The 17,992-nt window shown below is 41.2% G+C and carries 13 protein-coding genes; 9 read left to right on the top strand and 4 right to left on the bottom strand.

Annotated features, from left to right (window positions below; all coding sequences use genetic code 11):
• Together M1G12_RS08880 and M1G12_RS08875 are read right to left on the bottom strand one after the other, a co-directional pair.
• Positions 1-1,293 (bottom strand): sugar ABC transporter permease, encoded by a 1,293-nt coding sequence (locus M1G12_RS08880; RefSeq protein WP_247942558.1) that lies wholly within the window; start codon positions 1,291-1,293, stop codon positions 1-3.
• 110 nt (positions 1,294-1,403) lie between these two features.
• Positions 1,404-2,675: an extracellular solute-binding protein gene (locus M1G12_RS08875; protein WP_247949769.1), complete on the bottom strand. Its 1,272-nt coding sequence runs from the start codon at positions 2,673-2,675 to the stop codon at positions 1,404-1,406.
• Positions 2,676-3,153: 478 nt separating this feature from the next.
• On the opposite strand from M1G12_RS08875, the gene malQ reads away from it, so the two are divergent.
• The 3 genes from malQ to M1G12_RS08860 all read left to right on the top strand — a co-directional run bounded on the left by malQ (position 3,154) and on the right by M1G12_RS08860 (position 7,518).
• Positions 3,154-4,671 (top strand): 4-alpha-glucanotransferase, encoded by a 1,518-nt coding sequence (gene malQ, locus M1G12_RS08870; protein WP_247949768.1) that lies wholly within the window; start codon positions 3,154-3,156, stop codon positions 4,669-4,671.
• Positions 4,672-4,696: 25 nt separating this feature from the next.
• Positions 4,697-6,955, top strand: coding sequence for a glycogen/starch/alpha-glucan family phosphorylase (glgP, locus tag M1G12_RS08865; RefSeq protein WP_084864389.1), 2,259 nt, complete (start codon positions 4,697-4,699; stop codon positions 6,953-6,955).
• 356 nt (positions 6,956-7,311) lie between these two features.
• On the top strand, positions 7,312-7,518 hold the full coding sequence (locus tag M1G12_RS08860; RefSeq protein WP_009013759.1) for a hypothetical protein: 207 nt from the start codon (positions 7,312-7,314) through the stop codon (positions 7,516-7,518).
• A gap of 109 nt (positions 7,519-7,627) precedes the next feature.
• On the opposite strand, the gene M1G12_RS08855 is transcribed toward M1G12_RS08860, so the two are convergent.
• Positions 7,628-8,476, bottom strand: a complete 849-nt coding sequence (locus tag M1G12_RS08855) for a putative RNA methyltransferase (RefSeq protein WP_001095532.1) — start codon at positions 8,474-8,476, stop codon at positions 7,628-7,630.
• A gap of 151 nt (positions 8,477-8,627) precedes the next feature.
• Here M1G12_RS08855 and M1G12_RS08850 point away from each other — a divergent pair, with 151 nt between their 5' ends.
• A complete protein-coding gene (locus M1G12_RS08850; RefSeq protein WP_000910910.1) occupies positions 8,628-8,906 on the top strand; it encodes a DUF6110 family protein in 279 nt (92 codons plus the stop codon).
• 1 nt (position 8,907) lies between these two features.
• The gene (locus M1G12_RS08845; protein WP_000008775.1) at positions 8,908-10,968 is read left to right on the top strand and encodes a heavy metal translocating P-type ATPase; all 2,061 of its coding nucleotides are present in this window, start codon (positions 8,908-8,910) and stop codon (positions 10,966-10,968) included.
• 77 nt (positions 10,969-11,045) lie between these two features.
• Here the strand turns inward: M1G12_RS08845 and tyrS are convergent, their stop codons facing one another.
• Positions 11,046-12,302, bottom strand: coding sequence for a tyrosine--tRNA ligase (gene tyrS / locus M1G12_RS08840; RefSeq protein ID WP_044020095.1), 1,257 nt, complete (start codon positions 12,300-12,302; stop codon positions 11,046-11,048).
• A gap of 141 nt (positions 12,303-12,443) precedes the next feature.
• Between tyrS and pbp1b the strand changes: the two genes are divergently transcribed.
• From pbp1b to M1G12_RS08820, 4 genes are all read left to right on the top strand, one after another.
• Complete coding sequence (pbp1b, locus tag M1G12_RS08835; protein ID WP_247949767.1) at positions 12,444-14,894, top strand: penicillin-binding protein PBP1B; 2,451 nt, start codon at positions 12,444-12,446, stop codon at positions 14,892-14,894.
• Between the two features lie 56 nt (positions 14,895-14,950).
• Complete coding sequence (locus tag M1G12_RS08830) at positions 14,951-15,862, top strand: DMT family transporter (protein WP_024056840.1); 912 nt, start codon at positions 14,951-14,953, stop codon at positions 15,860-15,862.
• Positions 15,863-16,090: 228 nt separating this feature from the next.
• Positions 16,091-16,789 carry a 2,3,4,5-tetrahydropyridine-2,6-dicarboxylate N-acetyltransferase gene (gene dapD / locus M1G12_RS08825; protein WP_000127460.1) on the top strand — a complete coding sequence of 233 codons (699 nt, stop codon included), beginning with the start codon at positions 16,091-16,093 and terminating at the stop codon, positions 16,787-16,789.
• A gap of 67 nt (positions 16,790-16,856) precedes the next feature.
• On the top strand, positions 16,857-17,987 hold the full coding sequence (locus M1G12_RS08820; RefSeq protein ID WP_247949766.1) for an N-acetyldiaminopimelate deacetylase: 1,131 nt from the start codon (positions 16,857-16,859) through the stop codon (positions 17,985-17,987).
• Positions 17,988-17,992: the final 5 nt, after the last annotated feature.

Raw genomic sequence — 17,992 nt, 5'->3', positions numbered from 1 at the left:
TTAGACATCCTCCATATCAAATGCGTGTAGTTTCTTGAATGCGATCATAGAGATTGAGATGACAATGATAGAGATAATCAAGGTAACAGCTGCCGCCATTGAGTATTGAGGAGATGTACCTGTTGTCAAACGGTAGATCCATGAGATCAAGATATCGGTTGAACCAGCTCCACCTCCGACACTACCAGGTCCTCCACCATTGAAGAGGTACATGATAGAGAAGTTGTTAAAGTTGAAGGTGTATTGGCTAATCAAAGTAGGTGCCGCAACGGCCAAGATCATTGGGAAAGTGATGTTGCGGAATTTTTGCCAAGCATTGGCACCGTCAATATAAGCTGCTTCGTAAAGGTCGTTAGGAATAGATTGCAAGATACCCAAAGTCAAAACGTAGATGTATGGGAATCCAAGCCAACCTTGCATCATAATCAAGGCAATCTTAGTCCAAGTTGGGTCTGTTTTCCAAGGAATAAGAGCACCATCAAGGAAAGGAAGGAATTTAGCCAAGATTGGCAATACTTGAGTGTTAATAGCACCGACACTATCATTAAACATGTTTGAGAATGTCAAGATAGTGATGAAGGCTGGGACAGCCCAAGGAAGAAGGAAAATAACACCAAAGATACGTTTTCCTTTGATAAATGGTTGGTTAGCAATGATAGCTGTGAAGATACCAATGACGATCTGTAAAGTTGAGGCAGCTAAAGCCCAGATGATAGTCCAAGAAAGAACGGCACCGAAGGCAGAACGGAAGGTACTCAAACTCCAGATGTTCGTAAAGTTCGTTAAACCAACCCAGTCCAACAATTTGTTTGGTGGCAAGTGTTGGAAGTCATAGTTAGTAAAGGCAATCATCAAAGTTACGATAACTGGGAAGATGATCGCAAAAGTCATGGCAACATAAGATGGAATGATCAAGAGGTAAGGGAAGCCATTTTCATAGATTCCTTTGACCATTTCTTTAAAGGTAAGTGCTACTGGTATGCCATTGTTAATGTGTTTGGCAGTTGTATGTGCATCTTTGATATTTGCGAAATAAAAGAGTACATAAACAACTACAAAGATTAAATGGAAGGCACCACGAATCAGCATGAAGAGGGAATTGTCACGACCTGGCTTGTCACCAAGAGTGATAAGATTGCTCAATTCAGGGGCTGCAAGTGCTAGGAAATAAAGGATAAATACGATGGTTACACCAAGGAAGATAAAACCTTTGGCTTTTTGTTTATTGTAAATCTGTCCTAACCCAGGAATGATAGACAGCAGGGCTGCTTTACTAGGTTGTTGCTTTTCCATAATAACTCCTTTCATAGGATACTGGTTTCTAGTTAAAACATAAACTATATATGTTTTCTATTGATAAATTCAAAGGGGGATTTGATTTCCACCCCCCTTGAACAAATTTCTTATTCACCAAATTTTTGTTTGATTGTTTCTTTGATCAATGTTACAGCATCGTTTGCAGCTGTCTTAGCATCTTTCTTACCGCTCACAGCTTCAAACAACATTGTTTTAGCTGGGTCCCAAACAGCTGACATTTGAGAGATGTTTGGCATTGGTTGAGCGTTCTTGAACTGTTTGATAACAGCTGTTGTCAACTCATCATTTTTACCTTCAGCGTATGAACGAGCTTCAGTGTTAGCTGGGATTTCATTAGTTTTATCGTAGAAGGCTTTTTGTTGTTCAGTTGAAACAAGGAAGTCTACAAATTTTTGAGCAACTTCAAGGTTCTTAGTGCTTGATGGGATGATCCAAGCTTTACCACCACCAAATGCTGCGTAGTCTTTTCCGTTTGGAAGAGTTGGGATAGTTGCAACACCGTAGTTTACTTTAGCGTCTTTGAAGGCTTGAGCTTTCCAAGGTCCATCGATGATAGCAGCTGTTTTACCTTCTTGGAATTGAGTTTGGATTAGGTTTCCAGCTCCTTCAGTATCTTGCATACCTTTAGGCCATTTTTCATACCAAGTTTTAGCGTATTCTACACCTTTGATAGCGCCGTCGTTTGCAAGACCGATGTCTTTAGCGTCTTTACCGTTTTGTCCGAATACGTAACCGCCGTTACCAGCAAGAAGTCCGTATGCAAAGTAGAAGTTTGTCCAGTCAGCTAGGAAAGCAGAAGTTTTTCCATCTTCTCCAGCGAATGCGTATTTGCTATCTTTAGCAAGGTTTTCCAAGTCAGCAAATGTTTTTGGAGCTTCTTTTACCAAGTCTTTGTTGTAGTACATAACAAGTGACTCGATAACGGCAGGAGCACCGTAAACTTTACCGTCAGCAGCTGTTACAAGAGATTTAGTTTTATCATCTGTTTTAGCACCGTCGCTCAATTTCACTTCTGAAAGTTGTCCGTCAGTACCAAGGCTACCTACACGGTCGTATGGAGCCATCATAACGTCAGGAGCTTGACCTGATTGGTTGTCAAGAGAAAGTTTGTCAAGCCCACCCATTTGGTCACCAGATTTGATGTTAACTGTTGTTCCTGATTGTTCTTTATAAGCTTTAGCTACTGTTTCAGCATAAGCTTTGTATTGGTCCTCAACGTAAAGAGTGATTTCTTTCGCTTCAGATGAACCAGAATCAGCAGGTTTATCAGCAGTTTTGCTTCCGCAAGCTACCAAAAGCAAGCTAGCAAGTGTAGCAGTTCCAAGCACAGCAGCGCTCTTCATGAATTTAGATGACATAGTGTATTCCTCCTAAAGAATAACAAATTTTATAATGAGGAAACGCAAACGTTTTCCTTTATGGGACTAGTATAGCACAATCGGAAAGCGGTTGCAAGTGTTTTTCGTAAAAATTTTTTAAAAAATTGTAAAAAAAGTAAACGCTTTATCATCATACAATAGTAGAAAATCCCAAAAATCGGTTTTGCTTTAAATTTAAAAAAAGTTGAGAAAACGATTGCCTAATTTACAAATGGAAAGCAGAGAGGATTCTCACTTTATTTTTGCTTAATGAGATAAGTGAACCCCTTATTCCTATTTTGTTTGTTTCCTGAAAGAATATATATACGAGTAAGAAGAAAAAATTTTTAAAAAATAATCAAAAAAGTTATTTAAAACCGCTTGCATTTATTAAGAAAATGAGCTATACTAGTAATAGCGCAAACGTTTGCGCTCATAAAAATGTAATATCTAACTATAAACACATGAGGTGCTTATTATGAAAAAACGTCAAAGTGGTGTGTTGATGCACATTTCTTCTCTTCCAGGAGCATACGGAATCGGATCATTTGGTAAAAGTGCTTACGACTTCGTAGATTTCTTGGTTCGCACAAAACAACGTTACTGGCAAATCCTTCCACTAGGAACAACTAGTTACGGAGACTCTCCTTACCAATCTTTCTCAGCCTTCGCAGGGAACACTCATTTTATCGATTTAGATATCTTGGTGGAACAAGGCTTGTTGCAAGCAAGTGACCTTGAAGGAGTTGACTTTGGTAGTGATGCGTCTGAAGTTGATTATGCGAAAATCTACTATGCACGTCGTCCTCTTTTAGAAAAAGCGGTAAAACGTTTCTTGGAAGTAGGAGATGTTAAAGATTTTGAGAAATTTGCTCAAGACAACCAATCATGGCTTGAACTCTTTGCAGAGTATATGGCTATCAAAGAGCATTTTGATAATCTTGCTTGGACTGAATGGCCAGATGCAGATGCTCGTGCTCGTAAAGCTTCAGCACTTGAAAGCTACCGTGAGCAATTGGCAGACAAGTTGGTTTACCACCGTGTGACTCAATACTTCTTCTTCCAACAATGGTTGAAATTAAAAGCTTACGCTAACGACAACCACATCGAAATCGTTGGAGACATGCCAATCTACGTAGCGGAAGATTCAAGCGATATGTGGGCAAATCCACATCTCTTCAAGACAGATGTCAACGGTAAGGCGACTTGCATCGCAGGATGCCCGCCAGATGAGTTTTCTGCAACTGGTCAGCTTTGGGGTAACCCAATTTATGACTGGGAAGCAATGGACAAAGATGGTTACAAATGGTGGATTGAACGCTTGCGTGAAAGCTTCAAAATCTACGATATCGTTCGTATCGACCACTTCCGTGGTTTTGAATCTTACTGGGAAATCCCTGCTGGTTCCGACACAGCAGCACCTGGTGAGTGGGTCAAAGGTCCTGGCTACAAGCTTTTTGCAGCCGTTAAGGAAGAACTTGGTGAGCTAAATATTATCGCTGAAGACCTTGGCTTCATGACTGATGAAGTTATCGAATTGCGTGAACGTACTGGCTTCCCAGGAATGAAGATTCTTCAATTTGCCTTCAACCCAGAAGACGAAAGCATCGATAGTCCACACTTGGCACCTGCTAACTCAGTAATGTACACAGGAACACACGATAACAATACGGTCCTTGGTTGGTACCGTAACGAGATCGATGATGCGACTCGTGAGTACATGGCGCGCTACACTAACCGTAAAGAATACGAAACAGTGCCACATGCTATGCTTCGTACAGTCTTTTCATCAGTTAGCTTCATGGCAATTGCAACTATGCAAGATTTGCTAGAATTAGATGAGGCAGCTCGTATGAACTTCCCATCTACCCTTGGTGGAAACTGGTCTTGGCGTATGACTGACGATCAATTGACACCAGCTGTCGAGGAAGGCTTGCTTGACTTGACAACAATCTATCGCCGAATCAATGAAAATTTGGTAGATTTAAAGAAATAATACAATATCAGGAGACACCTTAAACATGTTATCACTACAAGAATTTGTACAAAATCGTTACAATAAAACCATTGCAGAATGTAGCAATGAAGAGCTTTACCTGGCTCTTCTTAACTACAGCAAGCTTGCAAGTAGCAAAAAACCAGTTAACACTGGTAAGAAAAAAGTTTACTACATCTCAGCTGAGTTCTTGATTGGTAAACTTTTGTCAAACAACTTGATCAACCTTGGTCTTTACGACGATGTCAAAAAAGAACTTGCAGCTGCAGGTAAAGATTTGATCGAAGTTGAAGAAGTTGAATTGGAACCATCTCTTGGTAATGGTGGTTTGGGACGTTTGGCTGCCTGCTTTATCGACTCAATTGCTACTCTTGGTTTGAACGGTGACGGTGTTGGTCTTAACTACCACTTTGGTCTATTCCAACAAGTTCTTAAAAACAACCAACAAGAAACAATTCCAAATGCATGGTTGACAGAGCAAAACTGGTTGGTTCGCTCAAGCCGTAGCTACCAAGTGCCATTTGCTCACTTCACATTGACATCAACTCTTTACGATATCGATGTACCTGGTTACAAGACAGAAACTAAGAACCGCTTGCGTTTGTTTGACTTGGATTCAGTTGATTCTTCAATCATTAAAGATGGTATCAACTTTGACAAGACAGATATCGCTCGCAACTTGACTCTTTTCCTTTACCCAGATGATAGTGACCGTCAAGGTGAATTGCTCCGTATCTTCCAACAATACTTCATGGTTTCAAACGGTGCGCAATTGATCATCGACGAAGCAATCGAAAAAGGAAGCAACTTGCATGACCTTGCTGATTACGCAGTTGTACAAATCAACGATACTCACCCATCAATGGTTATCCCTGAATTGATCCGTCTTTTGACTGCTCGTGGTATCGAACTTGATGAAGCAATCTCAATCGTTCGTAGCATGACTGCCTACACTAACCACACAATCCTTGCTGAAGCCCTTGAAAAATGGCCTCTTGAATTCTTGCAAGAAGTGGTTCCTCACTTGGTACCAATCATCGAAGAATTGGACCGTCGCGTGAAAGCAGAATACAAAGATCCAGCTGTTCAAATCATCGATGAGAGCGGACGTGTTCACATGGCTCACATGGATATCCACTACGGATACAGCGTTAACGGGGTTGCAGCACTTCACACTGAAATCTTGAAAAATTCTGAGTTGAAAGCCTTCTACGACCTTTACCCAGAAAAATTCAACAACAAAACAAACGGTATCACTTTCCGTCGTTGGCTCATGCATGCTAACCCAAGACTTTCTCACTACTTGGATGAGATTATTGGAGAAGGTTGGCACCATGAAGCAGATGAGCTTGAAAAACTCTTGTCTTATGAAGACAAAGCAGCTGTCAAAGAAAAATTGGAAAGCATCAAGGCACACAACAAACGTAAATTGGCTCGTCACTTGAAAGAACACCAAGGTGTGGAAATCAATACAAACTCTATCTTTGATATCCAAATCAAACGTCTTCACGAGTACAAACGCCAACAAATGAACGCTTTGTACGTGATCCACAAATACCTTGACATCAAAGCTGGTAACATCCCTGCTCGCCCAATCACAATCTTCTTTGGTGGTAAAGCAGCTCCAGCCTACACAATCGCTCAAGACATCATCCACTTGATCCTTTGCATGTCAGAAGTTATTGCTAACGATCCAGCAGTAGCTCCACACTTGCAAGTAGTTATGGTTGAAAACTACAACGTTACTGCAGCAAGCTTCCTTATCCCAGCATGTGATATCTCAGAACAAATCTCACTTGCTTCTAAAGAAGCTTCAGGTACTGGTAACATGAAATTCATGTTGAACGGAGCTTTGACTCTTGGTACTATGGACGGTGCTAACGTGGAAATCGCTGAGTTGGTTGGCGACGAAAACATCTACATCTTTGGTGAAGATTCAGAAACTGTTATCGACCTTTACGAAAAAGCAGCTTACAAATCAAGCGAATTCTACGCTCGTGAAGCTATCAAACCATTGGTTGACTTCATCGTTAGCGATGTAGTTCTTGCAGCTGGAAACAAAGAGCGCTTGGAACGTCTTTACAATGAATTGATCAACAAAGACTGGTTCATGACTCTTCTTGACTTGGAAGACTACATCAAAGTTAAAGAGCAAATGCTTGCTGACTACGAAGATCGTGACGCATGGTTGGATAAAGTTATCGTTAACATTTCTAAAGCAGGATTCTTCTCATCTGACCGTACAATCGCTCAGTATAACGAAGATATCTGGCACTTGAACTAATACTCTTCGAAAATCAAATTCAAACCACGTCAGCGTTGCCTTGCCGTACTCAAGTACAGCCTGCGGCTAGCTTCCTAGTTTGCTCTTTGATTTTCATTGAGTATAAGATACAAAATTTATACTAATCACTTTGTAAAAAAAGCGAATTTCAATTGAAATTCGCTTTTTTGAATGATGTGGATTTTAGCCAATCAGGTCTAAAAAGAGATAAATCATAGATACGTTGAAGTTTTAGAAATACTGCTTTTTACTGTATTTCAGTCTCATGATTCTTCGTAGTTGATGGCCTCGTATTTCTTGTATCCGCTTATAATTTGTATTATAATAGCATTGTGGTGAAGAAAGAAGGTGTTTTTATGTGGAAAAAATATTTTTCAAAATATAAATGGACTGATTTATTTTGGATACTATTTGTGGTTTTGTCATCACTCTCGATGGGGAATCGTACTCTTTTTCCACTTACCCATCAAGAAATCTCTTATCATGGGTGCTATTTGGGGATTACACTTGCCTCATTTCACTTATTATTTATTGATAAATTTGTTATTTCGAATCGAAAATAAATGGAGAGGTTAAAATTTTTTCCACTTTTCGGATAGACAGTTGAAAAATCGCGATTTATACCCACACCTCAAGAGGAGGTGCGGGTTTTGTCTTATCTGAAAGTTTTATTTACAGTGCTTTCCCAACCAAAATCTCTGCCTCAATGGTAATCTCTGTCAGTTGACTCCAGTCAATTTTGGTCTGGTCAACATGAAAGAGAAGGGGGGTCATGCTAAGTAAAGCTTGGCGTTGCTCGGCTGTGATGGGTTTGGTTAGGGAAGCTATTTGGCTAGATTGGATGCTGAAGTATTCCTGGAAATGTTCCTTGATATCTTGGTTGGAATAGTCCTTGTTTGTCAGCTGGTCTTGTACCCTTTGACGGATTTCTTTGAGGTGATTTTCAGTCGGGATGACCTTGATCAAGATGCCATCTTTGGATAAAACGCGACGGAATTCCCCATAGTTGGCAGGTGAAAAGATGTCGAGCAGGATATCCATACTGGCGTCTTTTATAGGAAGTCGAGCCAGGTCACCGACAAACCAATTAACTGACCAGTTGAGTTCACTTTTAGCTGCGATTTGGACCGAGTCTTTTGAAATGTCAAAGGCATAGAAGGTTTTATCAGAGTGACTTTCTTGGAGTTTACGAGAGTAGAAACCTTCGCCACAACCGATATCCAAGACTGTTTTTGCGGATGGATTAGTTGTTAGTAAGTCCGAGATACCTTCTAAAATAGCCTGATAAAAACCAGCTTCAAGAATTTGCTGGCGGTTTTGGAAGTTTTCCTTGTCGTAGTTGGCAGATTGCTTGATTTGCGGAGCCAAGTTGACATAGCCGAATTTTGCCAGATCAAAAGAATGGCGGTTGCTACACTTGAGGCTAGACTCTACCAAGGCCAGATTTTCTTGGCAGATAGGGCAGGAAAAGGCAGTCGCAGAAGCAAAACGCTGAAGTTTGGGTTTGAGGTTTGTATTCATAGTTTAAGTGTATCAAAAGAGGCAAATGAAAGCAACTTTAGAAATAAGTAGATGGGAGATTCAGTAGAAATAAAACTAATTCTCCAATTTATAGAATAAAATTGCTTTTATATCTAAATTTCTATATAATAATGATAAGGAGGAAATAAGTATGTTAAAAGAAGTATTAACCGTTGCAAAAGTTGCGAAAAAATCATCACTCTTTTTGGGTGGTGTCGCATTTGGTACCCTTGGTTTGAAAATCTTGGCAAGTAAGGAAGCTAAAAAAGGTTATTCTAAAGCTTTGGCTAAGGCTTACAAGTTGAAAGACGGGCTAGATGCATCTGTTTCTGTTGTGAAACAACATGGAGACGATGTCTTGCAAGATGCCAAATATTTGTACGAGCAAGAGAAAAAAGAAGAGCAATTAGATAGCCTTATAGGAGAATAATATGTCTTTTAAAGTGCTACATAGAGGATACCAACATATCCGACTATCATCTTCTTTTTCACTCACCTTGGATATTCAAGACTATCTTCGTTCCTTGGCGAGAGATGAAAAGGGGATTGAGTCTATCCAGTTTTACATGGATCAACAGCACTTTACTCTACGCATAAAAGAAGGCTTTTCTGTATTAGATAATGCAGAAGCCTTTTTAAAAAGAATTGATAAAGGGAAAGTTTCTGAGTTGATGACTCTTCCCATTCGTAGAGAAGAGAGTGCTTATTCTATTGTTTCAGGTGCAGCGATTAAGCGTGTACTTTTTCGTAGTTTTGTGCCGTATCCTATTCGCTATATATGGACTTGTTATCAGGCTTTGGGTTATATTAGAGAAGCCTATCAAACACTAGCGCGTAAGGAACTAACGATGGAAGTCTTGGACTGTTCGGCGATTTTATTGTCCTTGTTTATGAACCAATCCAAGACAGCTAGCAATATCATGTTTATGCTTGATTTGGGGAATCATTTAGATCAGTGGTCTTTGAAAAAAACTGCAACAGATTTAGAACAAAGCCTTCTTGCAAAAGAGAGCGACGTATTCTTAGTACAGGGCGATACGGTTGTTAGTATCAAGAGTTCCGATGTTCAAATAGGAGATGTCTTGGTCCTATCTCAAGGAAATGAAATTCTGTTTGATGGACAAGTAGTTTCAGGTTTAGGTATGGTCAACGAAAGTTCCTTGACGGGAGAGAGTTTTCCAGTTGAAAAAAGAGAGTCTGATTTGGTTTGTGCAAATACAGTATTAGAAACTGGAGAGTTACGCATTCGTGTAACCGATAATCAGATGAACAGCCGGATTTTACAACTGATTGAGTTAATGAAGAAATCTGAAGAAAACAAGAAAACGAAACAACGCTATTTCATCAAGATGGCGGATAAGGTCGTCAAATATAATTTCTTGGGGGCTGGGCTAACTTACCTATTAACAGGTTCTTTTTCTAAGGCTATTTCTTTCCTATTAGTCGATTTCTCCTGCGCTTTGAAAATCTCTACTCCTGTAGCTTATTTGACAGCTATCAAGGAGGGGTTGAACCGTGAAATGGTGATTAAGGATGGGGATGTTCTGGAGAAATATCTGGAAGTTGATACTTTCTTGTTTGATAAGACGGGAACAATCACAACTAGTTATCCTATAGTTGAAAAGGTGTTACCTTTTGGGGACTATAGTGAGGAAGATATTCTCAGAATCAGTGCCTGTCTTGAGGAACACATTTATCATCCTATTGCTAATGCCATCGTCAAGCAAGCTGAGATAGAGGGAATTGAACATGAGGAAATGCATGGGAAACTCCAATATATTGCAAGCAAGGGGATCAAATCTCATATAGATGGCCAACCAGTTCTTATTGGGAATTATGTCTTGATGCAGGATGAGCAGATTCATATCAGTTCAGAACAAAATGCTTTAATTGAAGAGTACAAGAGTCACTACAATCTCTTATTCTTGGCTTATCAGAATGAATTGATTGGAATGTTCTGCATTCATACTCCTTTGAGAAAAGAAGCAAAAGCAGCCTTGGAGAAACTTAAGGCACAAGGGAAAAAATTGATTCTGGCAACAGGGGACACCTTGGTTAGGACAGAGGAATTAGTCAAAGATTTGCCCTTTGATCAGGTCTATACAGACTTGAAACCTGATGGGAAATTTGAGTTAGTAGAGGAACTGCAGAAAGCAGGTCACACGATTTTGATGGTTGGAGATGGATTGAATGACTCAGCGGCTCTAACCCTATCAGATATCGGTGTGGTGATGAATGAGAGTGCAGATATTTCTAAGCAGATGAGCGATATCTTATTGTTAGATAATCGTTTGGATTTCTTCCAAGAGTTGGATTGGCTATCATCATCTTTGCAAACACTCATCAAGAAGAATATTCAAGATACCGTTGTCGTAAATAGTAGTTTGATTGGCTTTGGCTTGTTTAATTGGCTCAGTCCTTCAAACCTCTCTATCCTACATAATCTAACAACCTTACGCATAGTCCTGCGTAGCCTGTCTATTAAGGGATAGGTGGGGACTATTCACAGCAAAAAGGAGTTACCTTTCTCGAGGGTAACTCCTTTGTTTATAGGTAAATGTTTAACAATTTAGTAAGTCAACACAAAGTATTTCTTCTTCCCGCGGCGGATAACAGTGAGTTCGTTTTCTAACTTATCTGCGTCACTCAAGACATAGTCAAGGTCTTGGATACGGTCGCCGTTGACGTAGATAGCTCCGTTTTGGACGTCTTCACGGGCTTGGCGTTTTGAATTCACCACACCAGATGACACGAGGAGTTCCACGATATTGTGGTTTTCGTCTGCTTTTACTTGGTAGTTTGGCACTCCACGAAGTCCTTGTTTGAGTTCTTTGACAGAAAGGTTTTTGATGTTTCCAGCAAAGAGTTGCTCGGTGATGTTAAGGGCTTCTTTGTAAGCTTCTTCTCCGTGAACAAGAGTCACGACTTCACGAGCGAGGACCTTTTGTGCCAAGCGTTCGTGTGGAGCCGCTTCAAACTCTTTGCGGATGTCTTCAATCTCATCGAGTGACAAGAAGGTAAAGATTTTCAAGAAGCGAACAGCGTCAGCATCCATCACGTTCATCCAGAATTGGTACATTTCGTATGGAGAAGTCTTTTCAGGGTTAAGCCAAACTGCGTTTCCTTCTGACTTACCAAATTTCTTACCAGTTGCGTCTGTGATGAGTGGAACAGTGATCACGTGACCAGTCTTGTCAGCCTTACGACGAAGCAATTCGGTACCAGCTGTCATATTTCCCCACTGGTCAGAACCACCGATTTGCAGAGTAACATTGTAGTCTTGGTTAAGGACATAGAAGTCGTACCCTTGCATGATTTGGTAGGCAAACTCAGTGTAAGAAATCCCTGTCTCGATCCGTTTCTTCACAGATTCCTTACTCATCATGTAGTTGACAGTGAAGTATTTTCCGACGTCACGGAGGAAGTCAATGAAGCTGATACTGCCAAACCAGTCGTAGTTGTTGACCATGACAGCCTTATTTTCACCATTTTCAAAGTCAAGAAAACGAGAAAGTTGCCCTTGGATAGACTTGACCCAGCCCTCTACTGTGTCTTTTGTTTGGAGACTACGCTCAGCATCTTTGAAGGACGGATCTCCGATGAGACCTGTAGCACCGCCAACGAGCGCATAAGGTTTGTGACCTGCTAGTTGCAAGCGACGACTTGTCAAGATTGCGACAAGGTGGCCTAGGTGAAGGCTGTCAGCAGTTGGATCGTAGCCAGTATAATAAGAAACTTGACCTTCTTCTAGGGCTTTACGCAAAGCTTCTTCATCAGTCGTTTGAAAAATCAAACCACGCTCTTTTAGCTCATCAAAAATGTGCATGTGTCTTTTCTCCTTTTTAAAAATATTGTTTCTACCTATTGTATCACAAACTTGGGCAATAGCCTAGTAGAATAGGGAAGAAAGTGGCTATTTTATTGAAAGTTTACCTTTTATGGTATAATAGTTACAGTGAGGAAATCCATGCAAAATCAATTAAATGAATTAAAACAAAAAATGCTGGAATTTTTCCAGCTAGTAAAATCAAAAATAAATCATAAAAAATCAGAGAAAGTCTCAGAAGAGAAGCAGTCGGATGGGACAGGTGGGAAAGTTCTGGCTATCCTAGGTAGCATTTTAGTTGTTATCAAGGGAATTTTGAATACTCTCTTTATTCTAGGCTTTATCGGTGGGCTTTTTGGTGCTGGTGTAGCTCTTGGTTATGGAGTTGCTTTGTTTGACAAGGCCAAGGTTCCCCAATCGGAGGACTTGGTCAAGCAGGTTAAAAATATTTCTTCCATCTCAGAAATTGTTTACGCAGATGGGAGTGTCATTGCTTCTATCGAGAGCGACCTACTGCGAACTTCTGTTTCATCTGAGGAAATATCGGACAATCTCAAAAAGGCTATCGTTGCTACTGAGGATGAACATTTCCTTGAACATAATGGGGTTGTGCCAAAAGCTGTGATTCGGGCGGCTTTGGGAACCTTTGCAGGTTTGGGCTCATCTAGCGGGGGCTCGACCTTGACCCAACAGTTAATCAAACAACAAGTGGTTGGAGATGCTCCGACTTTAGCTCGTAAGGCTACAGAAATTGTTGATGCCCTTGCCTTGGAACGAAACATGAGTAAGGATGAAATCTTGACCACTTATCTCAATGTTGCTCCCTTTGGTCGAAATCATAAAGGACAGAATATTGCAGGTGCCCAGCAAGCTGCTGAAGGGATTTTCGGTATCGATGCCAACAAGCTGAGTATTCCCCAAGCCGCCTTCCTAGCAGGCTTGCCACAGAGTCCGATTACTTATTCCCCTTATGAAAATACTGGAGAGTTAAAGAGTGATGAAGACTTAGAGCTTGGTTTGAAGCGGGCTAAGGATGTTCTCTACAACATGTACCGTACGGGTGCTCTGACTCGGGAAGAATACGACCAGTACAAGGATTATAATCTCAAGCAAGATTTCTTGCCATCAGGAACTGTCAATGCTGTTTCGAGAGATTATCTCTACTTTACAGCTATGGCTGAAGCGACAGACCGTATGTATGATTATTTAGTTCAACAGGACAATGTCTCTAGCCAAGAGTTGAAAAACGAGTCGATTCAAAAGGCCTATCATGAGCGAGCTGAGCAGGAACTAAGTAACGGTGGCTATAAAATCACTACAACGATCAATAAAAAAATTCATAACGCTATGCAAAATGCAGTTGCTAACTATGGTCGTTTGGTAGATGATTCGACTGGGCAGCCTGAAGTAGGGAATGTTTTGATGGACAATAAAACGGGGGCTGTTCTAGGTTTTGTTGGTGGTCGTAATTACCAGACTAACCAAAACAATCACGCCTTCGACACCAAGCGTTCGCCAGCCTCTACAACCAAGCCTTTGTTGGCCTACGGTATTGCCATTGACCAAGGTTTGATGGGAAGCGCTAGTATCTTGTCCAATTATCCGACAAAATTCTCTAATGGCAATCCTATCATGTATGTAAATAGTCCAGGTACAGGCATGATGACTTTGGGTGAAGCCTTGAACTATTCGTGGAATATCCCAGCCTATTGGACCTATCGCATGCTACGTGAGAAGGGTGTGGATGTCAAGGGTTACATGGAGAAAATGGGTTACGAGATTCCGGAGTACGGTATCGAAAGTCTGCCTATGGGTGGTGGGATTGAAGTCACAGTTGCCCAGCATACCAATGGTTATCAAACAATTGCTAATAACGGTGTATACCATCAGAAACATGTGATTTCTAAGATTGAATCATCTGATGGTAGAGTAATCTATGAATTCCAAGACAAACCAGTTCAAGTGTATTCGAAGGCAACAGCAACAATTATGCAGAGTTTGCTTCGTGAGGTGATTTCATCTCGAATCACTTCAAGTTTCCAAACGGACTTGGCTTCTATCAATTCAAGCCTAGCTCGTGCAGACTGGATTGGTAAGACTGGTACAACCAATGAAGATGAAAATATGTGGCTCATGCTTTCGACACCAAGATCGACTCTAGGTGGTTGGCTAGGTCACGATGACAACCGCCCAATGGCTAAGGGGGCTGGGCATTATCGAAATGCCAAATATATGGCCCACTTGGTCAATGCTATCCAACAGGCTGAGCCTGGTGTTTGGGGCAATGAACGCTTTAATATTGATTCTAGTGTGACCCAATCTCAGGTCCTCAGATCTACAGGACAGAAGCCAGGCAAAGTATCCGTTAATGGAAAAACAGTTGATCTTTCAGGTTCTACTGTAACGAGCTATTGGGCTAATAAGGCGGGAGCTCCTACAACAAGCTATCACTTTGCTATTGGAGGAAGTGAAGCAGATTATCAAAATGCTTGGTCAAGTATTATTGGTAGTTTCTCATCTACGCCAAGTTCAAGTAGTAGTTCTAGCAGTACATCAAGTTCATCATCTACACAACCAAATAGTAGAAGATAGGAAAGTGGCATTGATTGCCACTTTTTTCTTTTTTCCTTTCGTGTTACAATAAAGGTATGAATCAGTATCAGAAAAAGATTGTTAAAGGAACCATCTATTCGCTCCTATCTGGCTTAATCTGGGGAATCTGTGGAATTTTAGGAGAATATTTCTTTACTCATTATCAGGTGTCTTCGGGCTGGATTACCTCCATGCGTTTGACACTGGCAGGGAGTCTTGTGCTCATTTGGTCTGCAGTGCAATTAAAATCGCAAGTGCTAGATATTTGGCGAGATAAGAAAAATTACCTACCCTTTTTAGCCTATGCTATTTTGGGGATTTTTTCAGTTCAGTATTTTTTCTACCTCTGCGTAGAATATTCTAATGCAGCGACAGCAACTATTTTACAGTTTATTAGCCCTGTCTTTATCCTCTTTTACAATCGCTTGGTTTATCAAAAACGAGCGTCAAAAAGTGCTATTCTTTATGTTTTGGTTGCCATGTTGGGTGTTTGCCTGATGGCGACAAAGGGAGATCTCTCTCAATTATCCATGACACCACTAGCACTTGTGACGGGTTTGCTGAGTGCCATGGGGGTCATGTTTAATGTTATCTTACCTCAACCTTTTGCTAAGCGTTATGGTTTTGTACCCACGGTTGGGTGGGGGATGATTTTGGCAGGTTTATTTAGCAATGTCCTTTCCCCTGTTTACAAGCTCTCCTTTACTCCTGATATTTGGAGTATCTTGATTTGTCTCATTATTGCTTTCTTTGGGACAGCTTTTGCTTTTTTTATTTCCATGAAGGCTGTGTCCTTGGTTTCTCCTTTGGTGGTTTCCGTTATTAGTGCCAGTGAACCTCTCTCTTCTGCCCTTTTGAGTGTTTTATTTTTAGGTTTAGTAGTGGATTGGTCCCTTCTTCTAGCTATGGCCTTGATTATTTTACCTATGATTTTCCTATCGATAGAAGAAGCGAAAGAAAGTAAATAAAAAGTCTTTTCTTAATTCTAAAAGTGTGCTATACTAGAATAGTCAATAAAACACGGGGAGATAGTTGTGAAGAGTGTTTTTAGGTTGTATCGGTAGGGGCTTGCTTTTACCGACAGCACGTTTTATCTCACATCCCTAAAAATCATACCTAAAAACAAACAAAAAGGCTTCAAATTTGAGGCCTTTTTTGGTAGAATAGGTATCATTAAAATGAACTAGGAGGCGCCTATGACTGCTACAAAAATGAACGCTCAAGAAATTATCCAATTTATCGCCAATGCTGAAAAGAAAACCAGTGTGAAAGTAACATTTGAGGGACAACTCGCAACTGCTGTACCTAGCTCTGTTGTCAAACTAGGAAATGTTCTATTCGGAGACTGGAAGGACGTGGCTCCGCTTCTCGATGGTTTGGTAGAAAATCAAGACTATGTTGTTGAGCAAGATGCTCGCAATTCTGCAGTTCCCTTGCTAGACAAACGTGCTATCAACGCTCGTATCGAGCCAGGTGCTATTATCCGTGACCAAGTTGAAATTGGAGACAATGCTGTTATCATGATGGGGGCTGTTATCAATATCGGTGCTGAAATTGGTGCAGGAACTATGATTGACATGGGTGCCATCCTTGGTGGCCGTGCTATCGTTGGGAAAAACAGTCACGTTGGTGCAGGTGCGGTTCTTGCAGGTGTGATTGAGCCAGCTAGCGCAGAACCAGTCCGTGTTGGAGACAATGTTCTCATCGGTGCCAATGCAGTAGTTATCGAAGGGGTCCAAATCGGTAGTGGTTCAGTTGTTGCAGCAGGAGCTATTGTTACCCAAGATGTCCCAGAAAACGTGGTGGTAGCAGGTGTTCCAGCTCGCATTATCAAAGAGATTGATGCCCAAACCCAACAAAAAACAGCGCTAGAGGATGCGCTTCGTACCTTATAATTGTAAAAGTAATAAAGAGGCGGAACCCTTCTTCCAGCCTCTTTCTGCTATATAGGAGGATAGATAGATGTTAGATTTGATTCAGACTAGACGAGATTTGCACCAGATTCCAGAGATTGGCTTGGAGGAGTTCAAGACTCAGGCTTATTTGCTGGATGTGATTGAGAAATTGACTGCGGGCAAGAATTTTGTCCAAGTTCGAACTTGGCGGACAGGTATTTTGGTTTACTTGCAGGGAAGTCAGCCAGAGCGGACTATTGGTTGGAGAACAGATATTGATGGTCTGCCGATCATCGAGCAAACAGGCCTTCCTTTCGTCTCTCAGCACCAAGGTCGTATGCATGCTTGTGGCCATGATTTCCACATGACTATTGCTTTGGGCTGTCTTGAGCGAGCCCTTGAGGAGCAACCAAAGAACAATCTGCTCTTTCTGTTTCAGCCTGCTGAAGAAAATGAAGCTGGTGGCATGCTCATGTATGAGGATGGCGCTTTTGGAGATTGGTTACCAGATCAATTTTATGGCCTCCATGTTCGACCAGATTTGAAAGTAGGCCAGATTGCGACCAATACACACACTCTCTTTGCAGGAACTTGTGAGGTGAAAATCCGTTTCAAAGGCAAAGGTGGCCACGCAGCCTTTCCACATGAAGCTAATGATGCCTTGGTGGCTGCGAGTTACTTTGTGACCCAGGTGCAGTCAGTTGTCAGCCGCAATGTCAACCCAATCGAGGGAGCGGTGGTGACCTTTGGTCTTTTCCAAGCTGGAACAACCAACAATGTTATAACAGACACAGCCTTTTTACATGGAACTATTCGGGCATTGACACAAAACATGAGTCTCTTGGTGCAAAAGCGGGTCAAAACAGTTGCAGAAGGGGTTGCAGCTGCCTTTGATATGGAAGCCGAAGTAGAACTCAAACAAGGGGGCTACTTGCCTGTTGAGAACAATCCAGCCTTGGCGCGTGAACTGATGAATTTCTTTGAAGAAAAAGACGGAATCGAGTTGATTGATATCGAACCTGCTATGACTGGTGAGGACTTTGGTTATCTCCTTTCAAAGGTTGATGGTGTTATGTTTTGGCTAGGTATCGATAGTCCCTACGCTCTTCATCACCCTCAAATGAGTCCCAAGGAAGAGGCTTTAGCTATTGGGGTGGATGCGGTCTCTAGTTTCCTGAAAAAGAAGGCAGCAGAGTAGAGGTT

It is taken from the genome of Streptococcus mitis (assembly GCF_023110375.1).
Classification (GTDB): domain Bacteria; phylum Bacillota; class Bacilli; order Lactobacillales; family Streptococcaceae; genus Streptococcus; species Streptococcus mitis_CI.
Note: the sequence above shows the minus strand (reverse complement) of the source record. Positions and strands in the feature narration are given on the sequence as shown.